General features: G+C 54.9%; 27 protein-coding genes. 10 read left to right on the forward strand and 17 right to left on the reverse strand.

The features are described 5' to 3' along the window. Positions 1–22 precede the first annotated feature (22 nt). Together BGP77_RS14865 and BGP77_RS14870 are read left to right on the forward strand one after the other, a co-directional pair. A complete protein-coding gene (locus tag BGP77_RS14865) occupies positions 23–1,402 on the forward strand; it encodes an aspartate aminotransferase family protein (protein ID WP_108165491.1) in 1,380 nt (459 codons plus the stop codon). An 89-nt stretch (positions 1,403–1,491) separates the two neighbouring features. After that, on the forward strand, positions 1,492–2,925 hold the full coding sequence (locus tag BGP77_RS14870) for a phospholipase D-like domain-containing protein (protein WP_108166001.1): 1,434 nt from the start codon (positions 1,492–1,494) through the stop codon (positions 2,923–2,925). A gap of 52 nt (positions 2,926–2,977) precedes the next feature. Here BGP77_RS14870 and BGP77_RS14875 read toward each other — a convergent pair whose 3' ends face one another. Further along, positions 2,978–3,496: a hypothetical protein gene (locus BGP77_RS14875; RefSeq protein ID WP_108165492.1), complete on the reverse strand. Its 519-nt coding sequence runs from the start codon at positions 3,494–3,496 to the stop codon at positions 2,978–2,980. Beyond that, positions 3,486–3,824 carry a DUF805 domain-containing protein gene (locus BGP77_RS14880; RefSeq protein ID WP_158269399.1) on the reverse strand — a complete coding sequence of 113 codons (339 nt, stop codon included), beginning with the start codon at positions 3,822–3,824 and terminating at the stop codon, positions 3,486–3,488. Before BGP77_RS14880 ends, BGP77_RS14875 begins: the two co-directional genes overlap by 11 nt. A gap of 140 nt (positions 3,825–3,964) precedes the next feature. Between BGP77_RS14880 and BGP77_RS14885 the strand changes: the two genes are divergently transcribed. Next, the gene (locus tag BGP77_RS14885; RefSeq protein WP_108165494.1) at positions 3,965–5,014 is read left to right on the forward strand and encodes an AraC family transcriptional regulator; all 1,050 of its coding nucleotides are present in this window, start codon (positions 3,965–3,967) and stop codon (positions 5,012–5,014) included. A 12-nt stretch (positions 5,015–5,026) separates the two neighbouring features. On the opposite strand, the gene BGP77_RS14890 is transcribed toward BGP77_RS14885, so the two are convergent. From BGP77_RS14890 to BGP77_RS14900, 3 genes are read right to left on the reverse strand one after another with little or no spacing between them, the layout of a single operon-like run. Then, complete coding sequence (locus BGP77_RS14890; protein ID WP_108165495.1) at positions 5,027–6,853, reverse strand: ABC transporter ATP-binding protein/permease; 1,827 nt, start codon at positions 6,851–6,853, stop codon at positions 5,027–5,029. After that, on the reverse strand, positions 6,850–7,653 hold the full coding sequence (locus BGP77_RS14895) for a pseudouridine synthase (RefSeq protein WP_108165496.1): 804 nt from the start codon (positions 7,651–7,653) through the stop codon (positions 6,850–6,852). Before BGP77_RS14895 ends, BGP77_RS14890 begins: the two co-directional genes overlap by 4 nt. Further along, positions 7,646–7,912, reverse strand: a complete 267-nt coding sequence (locus BGP77_RS14900; protein WP_233252370.1) for a hypothetical protein — start codon at positions 7,910–7,912, stop codon at positions 7,646–7,648. Before BGP77_RS14900 ends, BGP77_RS14895 begins: the two co-directional genes overlap by 8 nt. An 83-nt stretch (positions 7,913–7,995) precedes the next feature. Here BGP77_RS14900 and BGP77_RS14905 point away from each other — a divergent pair, with 83 nt between their 5' ends. Beyond that, the gene (locus tag BGP77_RS14905) at positions 7,996–8,571 is read left to right on the forward strand and encodes a hypothetical protein (RefSeq protein ID WP_108165498.1); all 576 of its coding nucleotides are present in this window, start codon (positions 7,996–7,998) and stop codon (positions 8,569–8,571) included. Positions 8,572–8,582: 11 nt separating this feature from the next. Here the strand turns inward: BGP77_RS14905 and hda are convergent, their stop codons facing one another. From hda to BGP77_RS14920, 3 genes are read right to left on the reverse strand one after another with little or no spacing between them, the layout of a single operon-like run. Continuing rightward, on the reverse strand, positions 8,583–9,278 hold the full coding sequence (gene hda / locus BGP77_RS14910; protein WP_108165499.1) for a DnaA regulatory inactivator Hda: 696 nt from the start codon (positions 9,276–9,278) through the stop codon (positions 8,583–8,585). Continuing rightward, a complete protein-coding gene (locus tag BGP77_RS14915) occupies positions 9,278–10,234 on the reverse strand; it encodes a hypothetical protein (RefSeq protein WP_108165500.1) in 957 nt (318 codons plus the stop codon). Before BGP77_RS14915 ends, hda begins: the two co-directional genes overlap by 1 nt. Positions 10,235–10,273: 39 nt before the next feature. After that, positions 10,274–11,368, reverse strand: a complete 1,095-nt coding sequence (locus BGP77_RS14920; RefSeq protein ID WP_108165501.1) for a DUF2066 domain-containing protein — start codon at positions 11,366–11,368, stop codon at positions 10,274–10,276. Positions 11,369–11,595: 227 nt separating this feature from the next. Here BGP77_RS14920 and purM point away from each other — a divergent pair, with 227 nt between their 5' ends. The 4 genes from purM to BGP77_RS14940 all read left to right on the forward strand — a co-directional run bounded on the left by purM (position 11,596) and on the right by BGP77_RS14940 (position 15,066). After that, entirely contained in the window at positions 11,596–12,642 is a 1,047-nt protein-coding gene (gene purM, locus BGP77_RS14925; protein ID WP_108165502.1) for a phosphoribosylformylglycinamidine cyclo-ligase, read from the forward strand. Beyond that, on the forward strand, positions 12,639–13,298 hold the full coding sequence (gene purN, locus BGP77_RS14930) for a phosphoribosylglycinamide formyltransferase (protein WP_108165503.1): 660 nt from the start codon (positions 12,639–12,641) through the stop codon (positions 13,296–13,298). Before purM ends, purN begins: the two co-directional genes overlap by 4 nt. Further along, positions 13,285–14,004: a DUF3108 domain-containing protein gene (locus BGP77_RS14935; protein WP_108165504.1), complete on the forward strand. Its 720-nt coding sequence runs from the start codon at positions 13,285–13,287 to the stop codon at positions 14,002–14,004. The genes purN and BGP77_RS14935 overlap by 14 nt, the downstream gene beginning before the upstream one ends. A 69-nt stretch (positions 14,005–14,073) precedes the next feature. After that, the gene (locus BGP77_RS14940; RefSeq protein ID WP_108165505.1) at positions 14,074–15,066 is read left to right on the forward strand and encodes a 2-hydroxyacid dehydrogenase; all 993 of its coding nucleotides are present in this window, start codon (positions 14,074–14,076) and stop codon (positions 15,064–15,066) included. On the opposite strand, the gene BGP77_RS14945 is transcribed toward BGP77_RS14940, so the two are convergent. Further along, complete coding sequence (locus BGP77_RS14945) at positions 15,063–15,662, reverse strand: trans-aconitate 2-methyltransferase (protein WP_108165506.1); 600 nt, start codon at positions 15,660–15,662, stop codon at positions 15,063–15,065. The two genes, BGP77_RS14940 and BGP77_RS14945, sit on opposite strands and share 4 nt — an antisense overlap. 3 nt (positions 15,663–15,665) lie before the next feature. Next, entirely contained in the window at positions 15,666–16,250 is a 585-nt protein-coding gene (locus BGP77_RS14950; protein WP_108165507.1) for a TetR/AcrR family transcriptional regulator, read from the reverse strand. A 156-nt stretch (positions 16,251–16,406) separates the two neighbouring features. On the opposite strand from BGP77_RS14950, the gene BGP77_RS14955 reads away from it, so the two are divergent. Further along, positions 16,407–17,435 (forward strand): aldo/keto reductase, encoded by a 1,029-nt coding sequence (locus tag BGP77_RS14955; RefSeq protein WP_108165508.1) that lies wholly within the window; start codon positions 16,407–16,409, stop codon positions 17,433–17,435. 30 nt (positions 17,436–17,465) lie between these two features. Beyond that, positions 17,466–18,233, forward strand: a complete 768-nt coding sequence (locus BGP77_RS14960) for an SDR family NAD(P)-dependent oxidoreductase (RefSeq protein ID WP_108165509.1) — start codon at positions 17,466–17,468, stop codon at positions 18,231–18,233. Here the strand turns inward: BGP77_RS14960 and BGP77_RS14965 are convergent, their stop codons facing one another. The 7 genes from BGP77_RS14965 to thrS form a co-directional block, all read right to left on the reverse strand. Beyond that, positions 18,234–19,280 (reverse strand): hypothetical protein, encoded by a 1,047-nt coding sequence (locus BGP77_RS14965; RefSeq protein WP_108165510.1) that lies wholly within the window; start codon positions 19,278–19,280, stop codon positions 18,234–18,236. A 16-nt stretch (positions 19,281–19,296) separates the two neighbouring features. Then, positions 19,297–19,842, reverse strand: coding sequence for a DUF4256 domain-containing protein (locus BGP77_RS14970; RefSeq protein ID WP_108165511.1), 546 nt, complete (start codon positions 19,840–19,842; stop codon positions 19,297–19,299). A gap of 32 nt (positions 19,843–19,874) precedes the next feature. After that, the gene (locus BGP77_RS14975) at positions 19,875–20,324 is read right to left on the reverse strand and encodes a protein tyrosine phosphatase family protein (protein WP_108165512.1); all 450 of its coding nucleotides are present in this window, start codon (positions 20,322–20,324) and stop codon (positions 19,875–19,877) included. A 133-nt stretch (positions 20,325–20,457) separates the two neighbouring features. After that, complete coding sequence (gene rplT, locus BGP77_RS14980) at positions 20,458–20,811, reverse strand: 50S ribosomal protein L20 (protein ID WP_108165513.1); 354 nt, start codon at positions 20,809–20,811, stop codon at positions 20,458–20,460. A gap of 27 nt (positions 20,812–20,838) precedes the next feature. Further along, entirely contained in the window at positions 20,839–21,033 is a 195-nt protein-coding gene (rpmI, locus tag BGP77_RS14985) for a 50S ribosomal protein L35 (RefSeq protein WP_108165514.1), read from the reverse strand. Between the two features lie 164 nt (positions 21,034–21,197). Further along, positions 21,198–21,695: a translation initiation factor IF-3 gene (gene infC / locus BGP77_RS14990; protein ID WP_255414367.1), complete on the reverse strand. Its 498-nt coding sequence runs from the start codon at positions 21,693–21,695 to the stop codon at positions 21,198–21,200. Between the two features lie 45 nt (positions 21,696–21,740). After that, positions 21,741–23,672: a threonine--tRNA ligase gene (gene thrS / locus BGP77_RS14995; RefSeq protein WP_108165516.1), complete on the reverse strand. Its 1,932-nt coding sequence runs from the start codon at positions 23,670–23,672 to the stop codon at positions 21,741–21,743. Positions 23,673–23,955 lie beyond the last annotated feature (283 nt).

Raw genomic sequence — 23,955 nt, forward strand, 5'->3', positions numbered from 1 at the left:
TGCGCGAATCCAAGGAGCCGCCATGACTCATGTTGAGCACGACGTTGACGCCTTAAAAGACTGGGACAAAACTCACGTCTGGCATCACCTGACCCCGGGCCAGTCAGCGGCCGCTGGCTTGCCTATGTTCGTGCGCGGCGAAGGGTTGCGCCTGTGGGACAGCGAGGGCAATGAATATCTGGACGCCTCCGCCGGTGGCGTCTGGGTCACCAATGTGGGTTATGGCCGGACTGAAATTGCGGAAGCGGTCTACCGACAACTGACCGAGCTGAATTACTTTGCCGGTTCCATGGCCAGTAAACCGGCCGCGGCTTTTGCTGAAAAACTGATCAGCAAAATGCCGGGTATGAGCCGGGTGTATTATTCCAGTTCGGGTTCGGAAGCGAACGAAAAAGCGTTCAAGATGGTGCGCCAGATAGCGCACAAACATCATGGCGGCAAAAAGCACAAAATTCTCTACCGCGATCGCGACTATCACGGCACCACCATCGCCGCCTTAAGTGCCACCGGCCAGAGTGAACGTCGCGATCACTTCGGACCCTTTGTCCCCGGTTTTGTCGAGTTCCCGCACTGTTGTGAATACCGCAACCAGTTTGGTGAGCAGGATGACTATGGTGAGCGTGCTGCGGCTGCCATGGAAGCAGTGATCGTGCGAGAAGGCCCCGACACCGTGGGCGCTGTGATCATTGAACCGATCACCGCCGGCGGCGGCGTTATTCCGCCACCGGCGGGTTACCTCAAACGCGTTCGCGAGATTTGTGACCAGTACAAGGTGCTGCTGATCATCGATGAAGTGGTCTGTGGTCTTGGCCGCACCGGTGCCTGGTTTGGTTACCAGCATTACGACATCACGCCGGACATTGTCACCATGGCCAAGGGCGTCGCCTCCGGTTACGCCGCCATTTCCTGCACCGTGACCACCGAACGCCTTTATCAGCTGTTGCAGGAAGGCCCGAACGATGACCTCGGTTACTTCCGCGATATATCCACCTTTGGCGGTTGCTTATCGTCTCAGGCGGCCGCTCTGGCTAATCTGGAGATCATCGAACGTGAGGCGCTGGTTGACAACAGCGCGCGCCAGGGTGAACGGTTGCTGGCTGGCCTGAAGCGTCTGGCGCAGAAACATCCGCTGATCGGCGATGTCCGCGGCAAAGGGCTCTTTGCTGGCCTGGAACTGGTGCTCGACCGCGACACCAAACTGCCGGTCCCAGAAACCGTGCCCATGGCCATCGTCGGCCGCTGCAAACAACTGGGCCTGCTTATTGGCCGCACCAATCGCAGCCTGACGGGTTTTAACAACACCCTGAATTTCAGCCCGGCGCTGACGGCCACCGATGACGACATCGACACCCTGCTGCGCATCCTGGATCAAGCACTGACGGAAGTCGGTGATACCTTGTGACTTTTGGCATCGGCAAGGACGCCGTCATAACATTGCAATGACCGCCCGCATTGGGCAATCTCGCCGGTTTAGCATCGTCGGAAACCTGCATGTCACACTCCACCGTCGCTTTGTATCGTTCCATCTGTCTGGCTGCATTGTGCAGCCTCTTATTAACCGCCTGCAGTTCCATGCCCAAAGGGCTATCCGCAACTGGCCCGGTCCGGGCGGCGGATGATGTTGATTTCTTTTACGACCAGACGTATCGCGAAGGCGATGGTGATGAAGTGATCAACCAGGAAGTCATGGATGAGATTCTGGCCATGATCGACAGCGCCGAAACCCTGGTGGTGCTGGATATGTTTCTGTACAACGATTTCGCCGGTGACACGGCGTTCCGCCCATTATCGGATGAATTGACTGCGGCCTTAATTCGCGCCAAAGAACGTCACCCAGACATGCCGGTGGTGCTGATCACCGACCCATTCAATACCATCTACGGCGGCATGGAATCGCCCTACTTTGATCGCCTGGAAGCGGCAGGCGTGGACGTGGTGATCACCAACCTGGCCAAATTGCCCGCCTCCAACCGCACCTGGACAACCTTGTGGACTGTCTGCTGTCGGTTCCTTGGCAACAGCACCCGAGGCGGCTGGCTGCCCAACCCGGTCGGCCCTGGGAAGGTCACATTGCGTTCGTATCTGCATTTGCTGAACTTCCGCGCCAACCACCGCAAAACGCTGGTGGTGAACAACGGCAGCGAATGGCATGCGCTGGTGACTTCAATGAACCCGCACGATGCCAGCAGCCGTCACGACAACAACGCCGTCACCTTCACCGGCCCGGCTGCTCTGGACCTTTTGCAGACCGAACGGGCCGCGGCGTTAATGTCCGGTTATGACGCTGCAGAGTTCTGGCCCGAGGCACCCACATCGTCTGAGCTGAATGACGACGCCGATTTCAGACTTCAGGTCCTGACCGAAGGCGCGATTGAGACCGGATTGCTGACGATGATTGATTCATCTGAGGCGGGCGATCGAATTGATCTGGAAATGTTTTATTTGGCGTCACGCCCAGTGATCAAAGCGCTGATCCGCGCGCACGAACGTGGGGTCGAATTGCGCGTCATGCTCGACCCCAATCGTGATGCTTTCGGTCGCGAGAAAAACGGCATTCCCAATCGCCAGGCCGCCTGGGATTTGCATGAAGAAGGCATCACCGTGCGCTGGTGTGCCACCGAGGGTGAGCAATGTCATCGCAAATGGATTCGTCTGGATCGCGCTAACGGGGAAACCCAGGTCATCGCCGGGTCTGCCAATTTCACACGCCGCAACCTGCACAACCTCAATATGGAAACCAGCGTATTACTGACTGTGCGTTCCGATCATCCGGAAGTGATTGCCATGCGCGACGATTTTGATCGGTCCTGGAGCAACCCGGACGACACCGTCTTCAGCCTTGATTACGCAGAGTTCTCCGATCACAGCCGCTGGCGTTATGGGATGTACCGCTTTATGGAAGCAACGGGCATGTCGACGTTTTAATCTTAAAAAAGCAGCCCTCGGGCTGCTTTTTTATGGAGAACGGACACCATAGTCAGTCGTTCACCTGTGCACATGGGTTACCTTTGCTTTCCAGTCGCCACCAGGATCGCCATCGTGGTTGGGGTTGCAAAATAAAACCGCCACTGGCGTCTAATCCACTGCGAACCACCATATCGGCGCTGATCCCCGGCTGATAAGCGACCAAATAATCATCGCTGACGACCTCCTCAACCCGGAGTAAATGCTGCGACACAGCGAGCGAATACACATCAATCACGACATCTGCCGCCGTACCAATGCCCAGTGATTGTCCGGCGAAACTACCGGCGACCAACGATACTTCCGCTTCGCATAACTGACCAGCGGCGTTACGTGTGCGGTAATAGCCATCGCCTTTCAAGCCTTTTAGTTGGAATAAAACCCCTATTCTGGGCTGGTGAATCACTAATTGACCTATTGGAGATTGAATCCGACGATCACCCGATTCTGCAAAAGCCTGGTTACCTGGTTCGAACAAACAGAACAACCAAACAGCCAACCACCAGAGAAAAACGCAACGATTAAGCAACATGGTCAGCCTCCTCGACAGAACCTTCGCCGCTGGGCAACGTCAGCAGTGCCACTAAAAAGACCATGCCAAGGGGCACTAACACAATGAACAGCCAGTGCAGCGCCCAACCGGTATCGCGTAAACGACGCACGACGGCGGCCATAAACGGTATACAGATAAACAGTCTGTAAGCGATCTCCAACCAGGCTCGAATCGGAGTTTTCAGCTCTAACATCAACAGCAGCAGGCTGATCAGGCAGTGCACGGCCATAAAGGCCCAAAACTGGCCTCGATCACACAGGCCTTTAAAATTAAAACCCTGACGTATGACATGTACATAACTCGACATAGACGAATCCTTCTGGCGCAATAAAGATCGCTTTAGACTGTCAGACATTCGCTTGTCAGGCGTTCTATTACCCGATTTAGGACGTACCACATCCTGATTTAGTCCAGACTACATCCTGCGGTTACACCAAGAGTTTGTTCATGTTGTCAATTCCGTTGCCCTTTGTTGTATCCCTGTTGCAAATTGTCATGGCCATCAGTTTGTTGCTACGACAAGCGCCGCGCTCCTCTTGGGGGGCGTACTTTATGCTCGCCGGTGCGGCCACTACGGCCATTGTCGGCTTACGGTGGCAATTGGACTGGCCCCTACTGCGCGTGCTGCAACCCATTATGGCCACCTCGTTACCGATTCTGGCCTGGTTGATGGTTGTGCATGCGCAGGGACGTCAATCACAGCTGCTATGGCATAGCGTGGCACCCGTTCTGATCGCCTTGAGCAGCCTGACTGGCCGCTGGTGGTCGCCACCGTTGGATATCATGCTAACGGTGTTATATCTCAGTTACGGTCTGGCCTTGTGGCGAACGTCAACCCATCGTGCAAATCCACCGGAAAATGTACCGCTCAGTGCTTGGCGACAAGCTCGGCTGGCAATACGAGTAGCGGGCAGCATGTTGTTATTCTCAGCGCTGATCGACGGCGCCATATCGCTGGACTTTATAGCCTGGGAAGGGGTGCATGCCTTGATGATTTTAACCTTCGCGCATGCCGCCTTTATTCCTGTACTCGCCTTCGCGGTGGTCTGGTTGAGTCTGCACACAGAGACAATGGGTGGCATTACCACTGACGCCGGAGACATCCCGCTTTCGGCAAAAAACGAAACGGCGATGGATGACGCCAACGCTGAGATCATCATGAAGCAGGTAGAGCGCACCTTGATGGACCATCGCCTGCATCTGGAACATCAATTAACGCTTGCTCGACTGGCGCGAAAATCGGGCATTCCCAGCCGCCTGATTTCAACAGCCGTAAATCGTGTTCACCAGCAAAATATATCGCAGTGGGTTAATCGCTTTCGAATTGAACACGCCAAGCAATTGCTAACCACGACACAATGGCCGATTACCGAAATTTTCCTGGAATCTGGCTTTCAAACAAAATCCAACTTTCATCGCGAGTTCTCTCGATTAGTTGGGAGTACACCGACGGCTTATCGTGAAAGCATGCTCAACGCGGATAAAAGAGCGAACTAAGGCGGCATCTGTTTAATCTGGACGCGCTGAAGATTCATTTGGATTAGTAACACTCTCACCCTGACGCAACTGGGTTCGCCACAGATCTGCATAGACGCCTTGCTGTGCCAGCAACTGCTGATGCGAACCCTGCTCGACCACCTGACCATCTCGCAAAACAACGATGCGATCAGCATCGATAACGGTCGACAGTCGATGTGCGATGACAATGGACGTACGGTTGCGTGATACCTCATTCATGGCGCTCAAAATGGCTTGCTCAGCGTGCGAGTCGAGCGCCGACGTCGCTTCATCAAACAACAGAATGGGCGGGTTTTTCAGCAATACCCGGGCAATGGCAATGCGTTGTTTTTCGCCGCCAGAAACCTTCAATCCTCGCTCGCCGACGCGAGTATCGGCGCCATCGGGCAGATGAGCGATAAAGTCATCCAAATGCGCCATGCGGATGGCGCGCCAAACGTCGTCATCGCTGGCGTCGGGTCGTCCGTAGCGAACGTTATTTAAGAGCGTGTCGTTGAACAGCACAGTGTCCTGCGGCACTACACCAATGGCAGCCCGCAGACTGGCCTGAGTGACGGCAGATATCGGCTGACCATCAATGCGAACTTCACCGGATTGCGGGTCATAGAAACGAAACAGCAGACGGCCAATAGTCGATTTACCCGCACCACTGCCACCGACCAAAGCAACTTTCTGACCCGCTTCGATACGCAAATTCAAGCCTTGTAAAATGACGCGCTCCGGGTGATAACCAAAGGTCACCGCATCGAATTCGATCGTGCCCTGTTGTACGTCCAGGGCTTTGGCATCGCTGGCATCGCGAATGCGCAACGGCCGCTTCAACAGACCGAATAGATTTTCAATATCGGTCAGAGCGCGGCGAATTTCGCGATAAACGAATCCGAGAAAATTCAGCGGAATAAACAGCTGTATGACGTAGGCATTAACCATCACCAAGTCCCCCAGGGTGATTTCTCCGGCAACCACGTCACCGGCTGCTAGCCACATCATCCAGGTCAGGGCGGCGGAAACGATCAAAGCCTGGCCGGTGTTTAGCATCAACAACGACATGCGATTTTTCAGTCGAGCGTTTTCCCAATCAGCCAAATTGCGATCATAGTGTTGCGCTTCCCACGCTTCATTGCCGAAATACTTCACGGTTTCGTAGTTGAGCAGTGAGTCGATGGCGCGTGTATTCGCCTGGCTGTCCAGCGTGTTCGCTTCACGCACATAACGGTTGCGCCACTCGGTCGTGGCAATGGTAAAGCCAACGTAGATCAACACCGAAAACAGTGTGATCAGGGCAAACCAGACATCAAAATTCAGAATTAATATGCCCGCGACCAGAGCCAGCTCCAGCAACGTCGGTACGATATTGAAGACCAGAAACCGCAGCAGAAAATGCACGCCGTTAGTGCCACGTTCGATATCACGACTGAGGCCGCCCGTCTGGCGTGATAAATGAAAATCCAATTCCAGCTTGTGCAAATGCTCGAACACTTCCAGCGATGCCTGACGCATAGCGCGTTCCGTAACGCGGGAAAACACCGCATCGCGCAATTCACCAAAAGCCACCGAGGTAAACCGGAAAAAGCCATAGGCCAGCAAAAACGCGACCGGTATGGCCAGCATCTGAGCGCTGTCGTTATCCAGACCATCGACGATATGCTTAAGTGCCCAAGGCATGGCAACGGTGACGCCTTTGGCCGCGACAAGAAAGATCAGTGCAACCAATACCCGACCGCGCCACGCCCACAGATATGGCCAGAGCGAACGAGCGATAAACCCCAAGTCCAGTTGGTTCAGTGGTTTGCTGGCATTCGATCGATCGCGCTTCATAAATGCTCCGTTCCGCGCTGATCCGAATCCATCGCAACCGAACGCTCCTGAGTCCAACCGGCCGCCGTCGCGCCTCGCCCAAACCAACCAAAACAGTTGATTGCCGCCTGCCATTGCGGTGACAATCCAGCAGAGATAACGGTATAAACACCCGAAACTGGATGTTCGAAGCCCAGCTGCATGGCTCGCAACATAAGACTCTCGTAGGGTAAATGCGCTTTGGCCCATCGATTTTGATGGCGGTCGCCGTAACGGGTATCCCCCAGAATGGGGTGACGCAGATGCTTCAGATGGCGGCGAATCTGATGTTTGCGCCCGGTATCTGGGCGACATTCCAACAAACTGAATCGCGCGTGAGGATAGCGACTGACCGGCGTATCCAAGGCACTGATGCCTAACCGGCGAAAATGAGTCCGCGCCGGCTGAGCGCCTTTATCGGCCCTGGCTTGACGGTCAGCAATGGCGTCCAGCTCTTCTTTTAAGGGGGTGTCGCAATCAATGGCGGAATCGGTAAAGCCTCGTGCAATGGCCCAGTAGGTTTTGCTGACACGGCGTTCACGAAAGGCGTCGGCTAACTGCCGGGCCACGTCATCGCTGCGGGCAATCAACACCACACCCGAGGTTGGACGATCGAGCCGATGAATGGTATGAACTTTAGCGCCTTGCCAATGGCGCTTCACACGGCCTGCCAGGGTGTCGGTTTCGGCTTTATCCAGCCAACTTGGGTGCATCAGCAGTCCGGCCGGTTTATCGACGGCCAGCAAATACTCATCTTCATAGAGGATGGTCAGTTCAGACATCCTCGTCCTCGTCCGCCAATTCTGTACGTACTGTGGCTCCGCAGGTCGCACATTGGCCTTCAATGTAGACGCGGCCGTTCAGTTCGTACTCTCGCGGTTCGACCATCCCTAAATCCAGAGCCTGACAATCGTTACACCAGGTATTTTCCAGAAAAGCCTGCTGTTCTTCGGGGTCTCGTTGATAAAAATCACGCTCAATCGGCTCGCCGCTCATGCTGTCTCCGCTGTGGTTGAAGTGACTGCTTAAAAGGGGCGGCATTATAGCGACCGGACCCCGCAGCTGTCGCGGATGCCGAGACAGACAGCTATAATGCGCGCCCATTTTGACCATGCCGGACTGCCATGCAATTGCCCAGTTTTCTTGCCTTCGAAGTCACCGACGAAGAACAGGGGTACCCCTATGCCGTTGCCTGGACGCTACCCAGCGGCCAGTACAAGGCTGTTTTGCTGCAACCTGAAGACGACTGGCTCATCGATTGGGACAGCGGCCAGCTCGCGGCCGGTGCACCACCGTTGGAAGATCTGCGCGAGCGCGGCGAAACCGTCCTCGATGTTTTGAAAGAGTGGGCTAATGACTTCGAACAGGGTGAGGTTTACTGCGAGGATCCGGCCATGGCCCAGTACTGCCTGGACCTGATGCACGATGCTTACGGTCGGGAAATGAGTGTTGAAGTGGTGCCGGCATCGGTTGCCTTCGAAGAATTCGATCCGCTGGATGTGGAAGATCAGCGCCGATTCATTATGGAAACCGAAGACTTAACAGCGATTCACGCTGAAGACGTCGCCCGTACCTTTGTGCATCTGTACGCGCGCATTCATGGCATCAGCGCTGAAGACATTGAACCGGAGATGCTGGTTCAGCCCGCCGATGATGGCGAGCTGGACGACGAAGATGCCGACGGCCGCGCTGAAGGCTAAACAAACAGTCGCTACAGGCTGAGCACGTCTTTGATAAACGGGATGGTCAGGCGGCGCTGCTCAGCCAGAGAGCGCTCATCGAGTTGCTCGAAAGCCTCAACCAGCGTCGCCATAGAACGGGCGACGCGGTTAATCAAAAACGCGGCCACATCCTCTTCGAGTGTCAGCCCCCGGCGCCGGGCTTTCCAAACCAACCAATCGAGCTTCTGCTCATCACTGAGCGGCTGCACCTGGAACGTCAGCCCCCAACTGAGTCGCGACCGTAAGTCCGGCAATTCAATCGATTGTTGCAACGGACTGGTGTGACTGGTGACCAGCAACAGCTTGCCACTGTCACGCAGTCGGTTAAACAGATGAAAGATGGCTTCTTGCCACTCCGGTTGACCGACAATCAGATCAATGTCATCCAGCGCAACCACATCCATCTCATCCAGCCCCTCCAATGTCTGCAGGCCGTATTCCAGACAATCGGCGATGGGCAGGTAGATCACCGTCAGTCCCTGCCCTTGCAGTTCATGCACGCTGGCTTGCAGCAGATGACTGAGGCCCGACCCGGGCGCGCCCCACAAATACATCAGCGTGTCGTCCAAACGCGCCAAGGCATGACGCAAGGCACCCAGCGTTTGGGCGTTGTCACCGGGCAGAAAATCATCGAAGACGGCGTGTTCGCGAAAGGTCACGCCCAGGGGTAATTGTCCCAGCGTCATCAACTGTCCTCCTGGCGCATGCTTTCATCAATGGCGCCGACTGGATCATCCGCTTCCGTCAGCGCTGTTGCTGAAGAGAAAGACGCGGCTTGTTGTTCAACGCCCACGGTCGCGGCCGCCAAAAGCATGACTGCCAGCACGACGCCAACACTGCCCAAAGCAGCCACACTAACGATCAGGACACTGCCAACGAGCAGCAAAAATAAGGCTTTATGGCGCGCCCAACGCGGCCCGCGTTGAGCCAGACTAAAGAGGCCTGCCTCAATAACGGCAACAGCGGTCAGCAATCCAAACATCTGTGGTGATGCCTCCGATAACCAAACCACCGCCATGGCAAGCACCAAGGGTAATGTCGGCAATATCGCAGCTGCCGTAAGCAAGACGGCCAGCAGCCACCACGCCTCGATGCCCAACCCCCAAAACACCAGGCTAAAGAGCAATAAACGCCCCCCTAATTGCAGCACCAACATCAACACAATGCGCTGCACGTTCAGCGCCCACTGACGGTAAACCGACGGGCCAGAGGAATGATGCCGGGCCAAGCATCCAGACAATGACGTGGAACCCAGCCACGCAAGCATGAAACCCGCCGGAAAGAGCAACAGCCAGGTAAGGAGCGACACACTCACACCCGCAGACCGGCCCAGCAACCATTCGAGCCAAGCCAGATCAACAGCGACCAACAGCGCATCGAAGCGAGCACTGTGCTCAAGCAACAGCGGCCAGCCCCACAGTCCGGCGGCCAACAGCAGTAACACGGCTAAGCCCGCCCAAGCCCAGCCAACCAACACAGCAGCAGGAAGATCCAAACGCTGGGCGCGCTGTGCCTGAGCGATTAACAATCCGGCCAACAATGGCGTTGCGACCGGTGCAGCCAAGACCGCCAAGACCACCAGCGCCACCAAAACAGTGACAGCTGTTAAGCGATCGATGGGATTCCACGTAGGCGTTGACATTGCGGCTATCCAAACTCCAAACATTGACCGGTCAAAATCTTAGAAAGTGTTAGCGCTGGCCACCCACTGATACAGCAATTCGGTGTTGTCGCGGCTTTCCAGTGAGACATCGTCGCTCAGTGACAACCGCTCATCCAACGCAAAAATATCGCGCAACTGACTTTCGCTGCCACTGATTTCCAGATCAAAGCGCACGGCCTCTGGCTCAACCTGCCGCAATGTCACTCGGGTGATTAGATTCTGGGACTGCAGATAGCGCTCAACCTCAGCCAGAGTGGCCAGGTTGTCGACGGCACTGACACGCAGCGACAGCTGACCAGCTAACGTCGGATCGAGCACCACCGCATACTGGTTGGCGAGGCGCATCGACATTTGATCAACCAGCGCCTCCATCAGTCGGGAACGACTGCTGGCACTGACCTGATACCGACGGCGTTCGTCCTGCAAGCGGTAAACAAAGTTGGCTTGATACTCATTGCCCTGACGTGTGAGACGACCAATGAGAACCGCATCGGGTTGATAGCGCTCGGAGGCGGAATCCAGGTTATCGACAAAGAGGCCGTACACATCGGTGAAATCGACGTTCAGGGTGTCGTCAAGATCCATGATGGGCAGCGTCAGCGGAATACCGCGCTCGCGTGAATAGTCTTTCAATCGTTGAGCGGACGATCCGTGCTCACTGTCGGCCAGAATATGGTCGCCGCCGTCGAGCCGGTCTGCCAGCCACACCAAGGTTACCGGACGCTTGCTGCCCCAAACCGGCAGGCTGTTCTCGATGAGCAATTGCTCAACCGCACCGCGGTCGAACTGCATGACCATCAGTTTAGTCGGTACTGATTCACCAAGGACATTGGTTAAGGTGACCTCACTGCGCTCAAAACGAAAGGTCGACAGAAAACGATTCGGAGATTCCATGGCCGCAGCCATGGGTTCAAGCTCGATGACGCTGTCATTGCCCGTCGCCCGGATCAAAACGCGGCTCAGTGCGTCGGCAACGGCTTCATCCTGATCGTCCTGACCGGCATTTTGAGCCAGTACGGCTTGTTCGGAATACAAATCCAGAGTTCGGGCGGACCAGGCTGGCGCCATCAAGCTAGCCAGCATTAGAGCTACCAGAATTCGCACAGACATCATCGTCTTCTCAAGGCCATAAAGGCGGCCATTGTGACAGAGGACGAGCAGAAAATCAGGCACTGAGCGGCGCTCATCTTGCGTATAGGAGCTGAAAAGAACCGTGGCTGCGGCTGCCGCGACGTCGTTATTAGCGCTGCCAAAGATTTGACCGTATGGTCAAGCTGTTTCCCAGCGCCGGGCCTGCTACAATCCGCGCGCCTAGCCACCGCCCGCCGACGGAGCCCTCAATGACGGACGCGCCCAAATCCCTCAGTTACAAAGACGCTGGTGTTGATATCGACGCCGGTAACGCCTTGGTTGATCGCATTAAAGACACGGTGAAATCCACCCGTCGCCCCGAAGTTATCGGTGGCCTGGGCGGCTTTGGCGCACTGACGCGTATTCCCAGTCACTATCGTAAACCGGTACTGGTCTCCGGTACCGACGGTGTGGGCACCAAACTGCGCCTGGCGATGGACCTGAATCGACACGATCAAATTGGCATCGACCTAGTCGCCATGTGCGTTAACGACCTGATTGTCTGTGGCGCCGAACCCTTGTTTTTCCTCGATTACTACGCCACTGGAAAGCTGTCAGTCGACATTGCTGCCAAGGTTGTTGAAGGCATTGGCGAAGGTTGTCGCCAGGCCAACTGCGCGTTGGTGGGTGGTGAAACGGCAGAAATGCCCGGGATGTATCACGGCGAAGACTACGATCTGGCCGGCTTCTGTGTCGGCGTTGCCGAAGAAGACAACCTGATCGACGGCACCAGTGTCCGCGCCGGTGATACCGTCATCGGCCTGCCTTCATCCGGCCCACATTCCAATGGCTACTCACTGATTCGCAAGGTTCTGGAAGTGTCCGGTGCCGACTTGCAACAAAGCCTGGGAGAGCAAACGCTGGCCGACGCTCTGATGGCCCCGACGCGCATTTATGTCAAACCGGTACTGCAACTGCTGGCTCAACATCAGGTTGGCGCCATTTCCCACATCACCGGTGGCGGTTTCTATGAAAACCTGCCACGCGTGCTGCCAGACTCGCTGGCCATTCGTCTCGACACTAACCGCTGGCAACGTCCGGCTGTGTTCGACTGGCTGCAGGAAGCGGGCAACATCAGCAATCGCGAAATGGCGCGAACCTTTAACTGCGGCATCGGCCTCGTGCTGGTCGTCGCAGCGGCGCAAACCGATAACGCGCTGGACATTTTGCATGCCGCCGGGGAAAAACCGCTGGTCATTGGTCAGATCGAAAGCCGTCGCGATGAAGCAGTTATTCTGGACGGTCCGCTGGCGTGACCCGACTGGTTGTATTAATCAGTGGTGGCGGCAGTAACCTCCAGACACTGTTGGACGGCTGTCACAACGGCGACATTCCCGCAGAGGTTGTGGCCGTCATCTCCAACAAAGCCGACGCTTTTGGTTTAAAGCGCGCTCAACAAGCGGGCATCGCAACGGAAGTGATTGATCATCGCCAGTTTGCCGATCGCGAACACTTTGACGCGGCGTTGGCCGAACGCATTGATCACCATCAGCCAGACTTAATCGCGCTGGCCGGTTTTATGCGCATTCTCACTGCCGGTTTTGTCGCGCGCTATCAGGGACGGATGCTCAACATCCACCCCTCTTTGCTGCCCAAATACCCAGGGCTGCACACCCATCAGCGCGCTATCGACGCTGGCGATACGGACGCAGGCGCCACGGTTCACTTTGTGACCGCCGAGCTCGATGGCGGCCCGCCCATCGCTCAAGCCAGCGTGCCGATAAAAGAGAATGATACCGCCAGCGAACTTGCCAAACGTGTACTGGCTCAAGAACATCGACTTTATCCGAGCGTTGTTCGATGGTTTGCCGAGGGACGTTTGACCTTGGTCAACAATCAGGCAATTCTCGACGGCACCCCCCTTCCCAAGACCGGTCGTCTACTGGATACTGCCAATCATGAAGCAACTTAAACGATTCAGTCTCACCGTCATGCTCGCCCTGCCACTCGTCACTTTGGCAGAACCTCTGGTCCCATTTGAAGCCGAAATGGAAGTCACCCGTTATGGCCTGGTTGATATCAGTGCCGAAGGCCGCTTGCGTCTGCGGCAAAACGATGCGGGTGAATGGCATTACCAATTGCACGCTGAAACACGGGGCATTCATCTGCGCGAAGACAGCTGGGTCACTGAAGTTGACGGCGACATTCGCCCTTTGCGTTACACCGCCGATACTAAGGTTCTGTGGTCGCGCGAACGCCAGAATCTGACGTTCGATCACTTGGCACAACGCGTGGTCGGTGAAGCCGACGGCGAAGACGTCAATGAATCAATTGGCAACAGCGTTTATGACGCTCTGGGTTACCAACTGGTGTTACAACAACGCCTGAAAGCGGGTGAACGCGAAATGGAATTCGACGTATTTCGCGAAGACGAAGTGGACGATTTCGCCTTCCGGGTGGTCGGCGAAGAACGTCTGCGCATTGCGGGCGGTACCGTCGATACCTTGATCATCGATCAGACTGCGCCCTTGCGTCGTAAAGAACGCAAACGCATCTGGATCGCACCCGAACTGGGCTTTGTTCCCTTGCGCTTTACCCGGGAAGAAGACGGTAAAATACGTGAAGAATTCCGTGTCACCGGACTGACCCTCGATGGCGAGCGCGTCCGCTTTAACTGATCCATGAAAGCCGGCTGGTTCAGCGACACTTGAACAGTAAGACTTGAACAGCTTGGCACGGGAGCCGCTATGAAAGTCGCCGTATTCAGCAGTAAAGCCTATGACCAGCACTCGCTGGAGGCCGCCAACCATGGCCGGCACACATTCAGCTTCCTTGAAGCTCATCTGACGCCTCAGACCGCCGCCCTTAGCCAGGGACATCAGGCGGTGTGCTGCTTCGTCAATGACACTGTTGACGCCGACACCCTGAACGAACTGCACCGTCAGGGCGTAAAGCTGATTGCGCTGCGTTGCGCCGGGTTCAACAACGTCGATTTAGTCACGGCACAAAAACTGGGCATTCGCGTCGCTCGCGTGCCGGAGTATTCACCCTACGCTGTTGCTGAACACGCTGTTGCGCTCATTCTCGGGTTAAATCGCAACACCCACCGCGCTTTTAACCGCGTGCGTGAAAACGATTATTCACTGCACGGCCTGCTCGGTTTTGATCTTCATAACAAGACCGTTGGCGTTATTGGTACCGGTAAGATCGGTGCGGCGTTTGTGCGCATCATGAGCGGTTTTGGTTGCCGGGTGATCTGCAGCGACCCTTACGTCAATCCAGACGTGGAGAAAGCCGGCGCGGTGTATGTGCCCTTGGAACAGCTGTGGTCCGAAAGCGATGTTATTTCACTGCACTGTCCATTGATGCCTGCCACCCGCCATCTCATTAACGCCGATACGCTGGCGCAGATGAAAGAAGGTGTGATGATCATCAACACCAGCCGGGGCGCACTGATTGAAACCAAGGATGTTATTGACGCGTTAAAATCCGGCCAAGTGGGTTATCTGGGGTTAGACGTTTACGAAGAAGAGGCCGATCTTTTTTTCGAAGACAATTCTGATGCGATTCTGCGCGACGACACCTTTGCCCGCTTACTGACGTTCCGCAACGTATTGGTCACTGGCCATCAAGCATTTTTCACCCAAGAAGCACTCGCCGCCATTGCCGATGTAACGCTGGCGAATCTGGATGCGTTCGATGAGGGTGACTTCAACACCATGCACGAAGTCTCGGTTTAAGTTTTCTGGACGATAAAATAAGAATGCAGTTGCGGGTGCTGGCCAACTTCGAAATGACGTATCCGGCACGGTAACTGACTGAATAACTGCCAGAAACCATTCACTCCCAACGACGAATACAACACTTCCGGCCCCATAAAGTCGTCGGTGTGCTCCCCCGCTTCGTCGGTAGCGCCACAGCTAAAGATCAGTACACCGCCGGGTGCCAAAGCCTTTACCAATTTCGTGAGCACGGGCTTCTGCTCAGATAAGGGAATGTGCCAGATGCTGTCCCACGCGGTGATAAAGTGGTAGTGCTTTGGCAATGGCCACTGACAAATATCCTGATGATAAAACGTCACCTGAGGGTGCCGTTGCTGCGCCAGTTCGATCATCCTGGCTGAGACATCGACGCCTTCCGGCGTAAAGCCTTCATGTTGCAACCAATCGATAAACCGCCCTGTACAGCCACACCCCACGTCCAGCGCCGAACCTCGGCTGTCGACAAAACCCAGAGCGCGACGGTGCTCCGCCATGCCGTTGTCCCGATTAAAATCGTCACCTTGCCAAAGGTGAGTGATGCCATCGTAGGCTTGGCCAATCTGTTCTGGTGTCATCCATTAAGCTCCATAGCGCATTCCATCCACCAATAATCCCACCATTCGTCGAGCGGTTTCCAGGCGGTCTTCTCTGGCCGACAGACACAGATTCCCTACGGCGCGTAACAGCTCATCCGGATCCACATCGGTACGAACCTCACCAGCGGCGATGGCCGCATCCAGCAAGCTTTGCAAGGCTGGACGCAAATGGGCATCAAAATAGGCGGGCAGCGCACTGTAGGCCGGATCACCGGAATGCAAGGCAGCAGCCAGACCACGCTTGGTGACAATAAAGTCAGCATAGCGCTGTACCCAATGCGCCAACGCATCCGCCGGTGAATGCTGCTGTGCCAACTCCGGCGCACTTTGAGCGCAGGCATCCACCTGTTGGCGAAAAACCGCCACGATCAAATCAGAGCGCTGTGGAAAATGACGATACAGCGTCCCGACTCCGACCCCGGCACGATTGGCAATTTCACGCACCGGAGCATCGACACCGGCGCTGGCGAACACGTCCAAAGCGGCCGACAGAATCGCGTCCTGGCTGCGTTGCGCATCGGCTCTGACCGTAGGTTTCGCCGGGCTGCCGGTTTCAAATTGACTCATCAACTACCTCCTCGATTGCTGGGTCTATTTTGCCAAAATACGGAACATTGATCCATTTAATTGAAAACGGAACAATGATCCATATAATACGGAACGACGATCCACTTAAGGCGCCTAGGTGGCTCGTCTTCCTTCTTCATTTATCAGGAGCTTCACATGAACTATCGCAACCTGGGCAAGACCGGTATCAAAGTCAGCCCCTACGCTCTGGGTACCATGATGCTCGGCGCCGTTGGCAACCCTGACCACGATGACGGCATCCGCATCATTCATAAAGCGCTGGATGCGGGCATCAACTTCATTGATACCGCCGATTTTTACAGCCAAGGCGAGTCCGAGCAGATCGTCGGCAAAGCATTACAAGGTCGTCGAGACCAGGTGGTACTGACCACTAAAGCCCACTTACCCATGGGCAACGACCCAAACCAACAAGGCAATTCACGTCGCTGGCTTACCCAAGCGCTGGACGATTCTTTACGTCGCCTGCAAACCGACTACATCGACGTCTATATGGTGCACCGTCCATCACCGGAAACAGACATCGAAGAGACCCTGTCGGCGCTGACGGACTTAATGCGTGCCGGAAAAATCCGTGCGATCGGAACCTCAACCTTCCCGGCGTCACAAATTGTCGAAGCCCAATGGACAGCCGATCGCCATCACCTGGCTAAGGTCCGGGTTGAGCAGCCTTCTTATTCCATTCTTAATCGCAGCATTGAGCGTGAAGTGCTGCCAATTTGCGAACAATACGGCCTGGGCGTGATGGTCTGGAGCCCGCTGCATATGGGCATGCTGACCGGCCGAGTCCGGCGCAGCCAGCAAACCGACGCTACCCGAGCGACACGTCTGCCGCATTTTTATGGCAATGCACAAAAGCTGGATGCAGTGGAGCAGTTGGTCAGTTTGGCTCAGGAAGCCGGTGTCCCCCTGACACACCTGGCCATGGCATTCACGATTGCTCATCCAGCGGTGACAGCCGCCAATTTGGGACCCCGCACTCAGCTACAACTCGACGATCTACTCGCTGGCTCCCAGTTTGAACTCAGTGACGACCTGCTGGATCGCATCGATGCCATTGTTGCTCCAGGTACCGACGTCGGCCCACTGCATGCGCCTTATGAAACACCGGCAATGAACCAGCCCAGCCTCAGACGCCGACCGGCCACTGCGCGCAGTGCAGCCTGATCGTTTTCCTTTATTGCATAGGACGGACTCATGAACACACCGAAAATTGCCCTAATAACCGGTGCCAATAAAGGCATTGGCCGCCAGATTGCCGCCGAGCTGATCGATCATGGTTTTATCGTTCTGATTGGCGCACGTGACCCAAACAAAGGACAGCAGACCGCTGAAGAACTGGGGCCCGAGGCTCGGGCGATTCAGCTAGACGTAACCGACTCAGCATCCATCGACACTGCCAAGCAGAAGATTTCCCAGGAATACGGCCGTCTTGACGTACTGGTGAATAACGCAGCCATAGCCCATGCCGGTGTTGGCAACCGATCCCTCGACGAGCTCACTCAGGCCGCTCAGCCGAGCCTGGTATCAATGGACGAACTGAAACAGGTATTTGAGACCAACGCTTTCGGTGCGCTTGCGGTGACCCAGGCTATGCTGCCTTTACTGCGCCAAGCTCCGGCCGCGCGCATTGTGATGGTGTCGAGTGGTGCGGGTTCGCTCAGCGCCCATGCAGATCCAAACTTTGCCATGCGCAAGCATTTTGGCGCCGTCTATGGACCGTCGAAAACCTTATTGAATGCCTTCACTCTGGCCCTGGCCATTGAACTTGAAGACAGTGGCATTAAAGTCAACGCCGCTAACCCGGGCCCAACGGCAACGGAGTTCAATAACTTTTTCGGCAACCGAACCGTTAAAGACGGTGCCGCCGAAGCGGTGCGCCTGGCATTACTGGATGATGATGGCCCGACCGGGACTTTTTCCGGTTTTACCTTCTCCGGCGAAAACGGACCGAACCCCTGGTAATCAGTCCGTAACACAGGGCAGCACATCTTCGCTGAAATAGGGTTCCTGATAACTCCAGAACATCAGTGAAACGCCCATAAAATCTGCGGCAAAGGCATGCAGCAGAGGCACAATATTGGCGCGATCCGTTGCAATACGATCAGAATTGGTCGCGCCGATATAATTACCGTCTTGAACGGCAATGCCCAACGGCACGCTGAATTCCCCTTCATGCATCATGGCAATGGTGTGATTCAATTGCCCTTTGCGCCGCACCATCAGATCCGGCCCACCCAGACCGACGCCAATGTGATTGCCGTGCTCGTAAATTGAGCGCAAGTAGCCTTTATCTTCCCAGGGTAACCATTCACCCGGCATAAAGTTGGCGTACTGCAATTTAATGGTGTTTGGGAAAGCGTCCGCCAGAGCCTGCATGTTGGCTTTAAGCCCTTCGACATAGCCAGCCGGTGTAAAACTTGAATCGTAATCGGCAGACACCCCAATCGCCGTTTCCTGCAAATTTATGCCCGCAATGTCGCCATCGAACTCATCGCCCAATACTGTCATCAGCGCCGCGAAACGCTCACGGACCGCTGCATTCCAGCGCTTGGCGACCCAACCTTCGGGTGTACCATCGTCGGTATATTGCTGAATCATGCCGCCATCAAATTCAGCACTGCGCAAATAATCCGGTGCGCTTAAATTCTGGTTATAGAAGGTCGCGTCCTGAAGCTGAATAAAGAGGGTCTTGCCATGCTCGGCCAGATAAACGAGATCGTCGCGTATTGGCTCAAAATCGTAGTGATCGCGTTCTGGTTCAAGGTCACGCCAGGAGTACATGATCTGTGCACCCTCAAAGCGTTCGGCTTCCAGAAACGGATGATCGCGCATCGCTTCACGGTCACGTGCAAAGTAGGCGTAATGCGACATCCCATCATTGGGAAGGGGGCAACGCTCGGATACATAAGCCTGATAGGCATCCTGATAACGTTCCGCCGGGTTTTGCCAATCAGCCGCCATCACCGACTGAAGCAAAAATAAAAACCCTATTAATGGCCATCGATGCATCGAGACATACCTTTGATCAAACCGTTAACCGGCCACGGAAACCGCGAGCGGCATAATAAGAATCGGCACCATTGTGATATATAAATACTTGGCCATAGCGGCGATCACCAAAGAGCGCCCCGCCGCGCTGGCGCACTGAATCGGGTGTCACAACCCAACTGGAGGTTTTCAGGTCAAAGTCACCCAAACTTTGCAGATAGCGATAATCGGCTTCGGATAATAATTCGATGCCCATTGCCACGGCATGATCGACAACACTACCCGCCGGTTTGTTTTTTTTGCGTGCCTGCAACGCCGTGTCGTCGTAACACAGACTGCGTCGTCCCGTCGGGCTTTCTGTTGAGCAATCGCAAAAAATAAAACCATCGACAGAGTCATCGTAGGCAATCACATCTGGCTCGCCGCCCGTTTGCTCCATCTGCTCGAGGATACTGAGCTTGCTGGGGTTTGCGAGTAAGCGAGTGACTACATCCTGCCAATCAATACCACTGTGTCGCTCAGGATGATCAGCAAAGCGTTGTTTTAATGTGGCCATTAACTGCTGTTCATTTTCCAATGCCATCGTGTTCTCCTACCGTAAAATTCTTGTCTTTATTATTCCAAGCCGATGTCCTGGCAAGTCCAGGACATTAACGCCTGCCACGCTGAAGGCAAGACCCAGCTGTCCAAAACCGGAGAACGAGCACGGGTTTCATCGTAGCCGGCCAGCTTGGTCAGATATTGGTACAAAAATGCCGATGCTCGATAGTTCATGATGCAATGCACAAACACCTTCTCGTCACGCAACAGATCCATCAAAAGACAAAAGTGGCGCAACTGATCCGGCCCGGGGTTGTCGAAGGGCACAGGAATATGGAAGTAATTCACGCCCAGTTCTGACAGTTGTCTGTCTTCATCGGCAACGGCATCGCGGTGGTTAGATAACCCGAGGTTGATAACATGTCGATAGCCATGGTCTACGATTAAATAAAGCTGTTCTGCCCTAGGCTGTCCTGCACTGCCAATATTGGGTGTTACCTGGACAAAGTTTCGGATGGAATCCATAACCGGGGTACCTGTCTGAAAAACCTTTCCAGCCTACTTAAGCGGTTACGTTTTCACTACCGATAGACGCTTCAAACAGCCATAAAAAAACCCGCCAAAAGGCGGGTTTTTAATCACCGGAAACCAATCAAGCTTAGGCAGCAGCCTTGGCTTTTTCGGTCAGGGCAGTGAAGGCGACCTTGTCGTGAACGGCCAGATCAGCAAGGATCTTACGGTCGATCTCGATGGACGACTTCTTCAAGCCAGCGATGAATTTGCTGTAAGACAGACCATTCACGCGAGCTTCAGCGTTGATACGAGCGATCCACAAAGCGCGGAACTGACGCTTGCGCTGACGACGGTCACGGTAAGCATATTGACCTGCTTTGATGACCGCCTGCTTGGCTACGCGGAATACACGTGAACGTGCACCGTAATAACCTTTAGCTTGCTTCAGAACCTTCTTGTGACGACGACGGGCGATGACGCCCCGCTTTACACGAGCCATTTATCTTTCCTCCTAATCCGGTGACCGTTAAACGTAAGGCAACATGCGCTTGATCAAAGGCACGTCAGACTCAGCAACTTGCTGAGTGCCGCGCAGATGACGCATACGCTTGGTGCTTTTCTTGGTCAGGATGTGGTTACGGAAAGACTGCTTGTGCTTAAAGCCATTCGCGGTCTTCTTGAAACGCTTCGCAGCGCCGGAGTTGCTCTTGATTTTTGGCATTTTCAATCTCCCGATCTACTTCCATAACCGCTTTGCATCCCTTATGGATTGGGTGAAACACCTGATCCGGGAGCTAACGGTTGCCATTAAAAAACGACGACTCCATCAGAGTCGTCGTCACTGACGAAGTGGCGAACCACTTCGGGATGCTACCTAAGGCAGCCTCACTTCTTCTTGGTCGGCGCCATGACCATGGTCAACTGACGGCCTTCCATCTTAGGACGCTGCTCTACAGTGGCCAGATCTTCCAGATCATTGGCGACCCGCTGCAGCAGTTCCATACCGATTTCCTGGTGAGCCATTTCACGACCACGAAAACGCAGCGTTACCTTAGCCTTGTCACCGTGCTCCAGAAACTTGGTCAGGTTACGCAACTTGACGTTGTAATCACCAATGTCGGTGTTGGGGCGGAATTTCACCTCCTTCACCTGCACCTGAACTTGTTTCTTCTTGGCTGCGGCCTTGGCTTTCTTCTCTTCGTAGAGCTTCTTGCCCAGGTCCATGATCTTGCAGACCACAGGGTCGGCATTGGAGATCTGTACCAGATCCAGTTCGGCTTGTTGAGCCCGCGCAATGGCGTCGGCCAGCGGCACAATGCCGAGCTGCTCGCCGTCTTCCGCGATCAGACGGACTTCATCCGCCTGAATCTGCTCATTAATAATATGACGATTGGTAGGTTTGGCGCCTCTCGCGTTGCGTTTTATAACTCACTCTCCGTTTGTTACCAGACGGCCTTTTTGGGCGACATCAGCAGTCAGACGTTCAATAAAGGCGTCAACTGACAGCGTTCCCAGGTCCTTCCCATCTCGGGTGCGGACCGCTACGGCCTCGTTTTCGACTTCCTTATCGCCAATTACCAGCAGATAAGGAATGCGCTGAATCGTGTGCTCGCGGATTTTAAAGCCGATCTTCTCATTTCTCAAGTCGGCATCAGCCCGGAAACCAGCGGAAATCAGGCGATTTTGGACGGATTTGACGAAATCCGCTTGTGCATCGGTGATATTGCACACCATCGCCTGAATCGGAGCCAGCCATGGCGGCATGGCACCGGCGTGCTGTTCGATCAGGATACCGGTGAAGCGTTCAAAGCTGCCGAGGATGGCTCGGTGCAACATGACCGGTGTTTGACGATTACCCTGCTCGTCCACGTACTGGGCGTCAAGCCGCCCCGGCATGGAGAAATCGACCTGAATCGTTCCGCATTGCCACATCCGGCCCAGACTGTCCTTCAGGGTGAATTCAATTTTAGGGCCGTAGAAAGCGCCCTCGCCCGGCAATGTTTCCCAAGGCTTGCCGGTGGCATCCAAAGCGGAGGCTAAGGCGGCTTCGGCGCGGTCCCAGTCGGCATCGCTGCCAACGCGCTTTTCCGGGCGGGTCGACAGCTTCAGGATGACATCATCAAACCCAAAGTCGTAATAGACTTCGTTGAGCATCTCGATGAATTGAGCCACTTCTGGCTGTATCTGCGCTTCAGTACAGAAGATGTGTGCATCGTCCTGAGTAAAACCGCGCACCCGCATAATGCCGTGCAAGGCACCGGACGCTTCGTTGCGGTGACAGGAACCAAATTCTGCCAAACGCAATGGCAGGTCACGGTAGCTTTTCAGCCCCTGATTAAAGACCTGAACGTGGCATGGGCAGTTCATTGGCTTGACCGCGTTGTCGCGGTGTTCGCTGTGTGTGGTGAACATGTCGTCACCGAACTTGTCCCAGTGACCGGACTTCTCCCACAGTGAACGGTCAACAATCTGTGGTGTGCGGATTTCGCTGTAGCCATGCGCTTTCTGCTTAGCGCGCATGTATTGCTCAATCACCTGATACATGGTCCAGCCATTGGGATGCCAGAACACCATACCCGGCGCTTCTTCTTGAAGATGGAAGAGGTCGAGCTTTTTACCGATACGACGGTGATCGCGCTTGGCCGCTTCTTCGAGGAAGTTCAGGTGCGCTTTCAGCTGCTTCTTATCGGCCCAGGCAGTGCCGTAAATACGCTGCAACTGTTTGTTGCTGCTGTCACCACGCCAATAGGCACCAGAAACCCGCATCAATTTAAAATGATGACAGAACTTCATGTTCGGCACGTGCGGACCACGGCACATGTCTACGTATTCTTCATGATGGTACAAACCCGGCTGATCATCTTGGCTGATGTTCTGCTCAAGAATTTCCATCTTGTAGGGCTCGCCGCGTTCACGGAAGGTATCCAGCGCTTCTTGCCAGCTGACTTTGTGGCGCACCACGGCGTAGTCGGTTTTGGCTAACTGCATCATGCGCTTTTCCAATGCCTCAAGATCTTCTTCGGTCAGACGATGATCCAGATCGACGTCGTAATAAAAGCCGTTTTCAATGGTCGGACCAATGGCCATCTTGGCGTCGGGCCATAATTGTTTCAGAGCATGGCCGAGCAAATGCGCGCAAGAGTGACGAATGATTTCCAGACCATCGTCATCCTTCGGCGTAATAATCTCGATATCGGAATCTTCGCTGACTACATCAACGGCATCGACACGCACACCATTGATGCGTCCAGCCAGCGTATTGCGAGCCAGGCCAGGGCCGATATCTTCGGCAATCTGCATAATGGATACAGGGGTGTCGTACGAACGTTTGGCGCCGTCGGGCAAGGTAATAACAGGCATGATGCGCTCCTTCAGTGGTGACCCCTACCAAGGGCCACATGTTGGATATTTAAGGTTTTGAATGGTTTTACTCTGGTCCGACCTACCCCTACCAAGGGACCGTATCGGACCGACATTTCACCGGACGGTCTGAACAAGCCTTTGCCCGTTTGAAACGAGCTGCGCAGTTTACCTGATCACATCCGACCGGTCACCCCGATCATCGCTCGGTGTTTACGGTTTGTTGACCGCACAGCTGCATTTTCTCTCCATCTTTGTTCCGTAAACTGGCGCACACTTTGTT

Source organism: Saccharospirillum sp. MSK14-1 (assembly GCF_003054965.1).
GTDB lineage: Bacteria > Pseudomonadota > Gammaproteobacteria > Pseudomonadales > Natronospirillaceae > Saccharospirillum.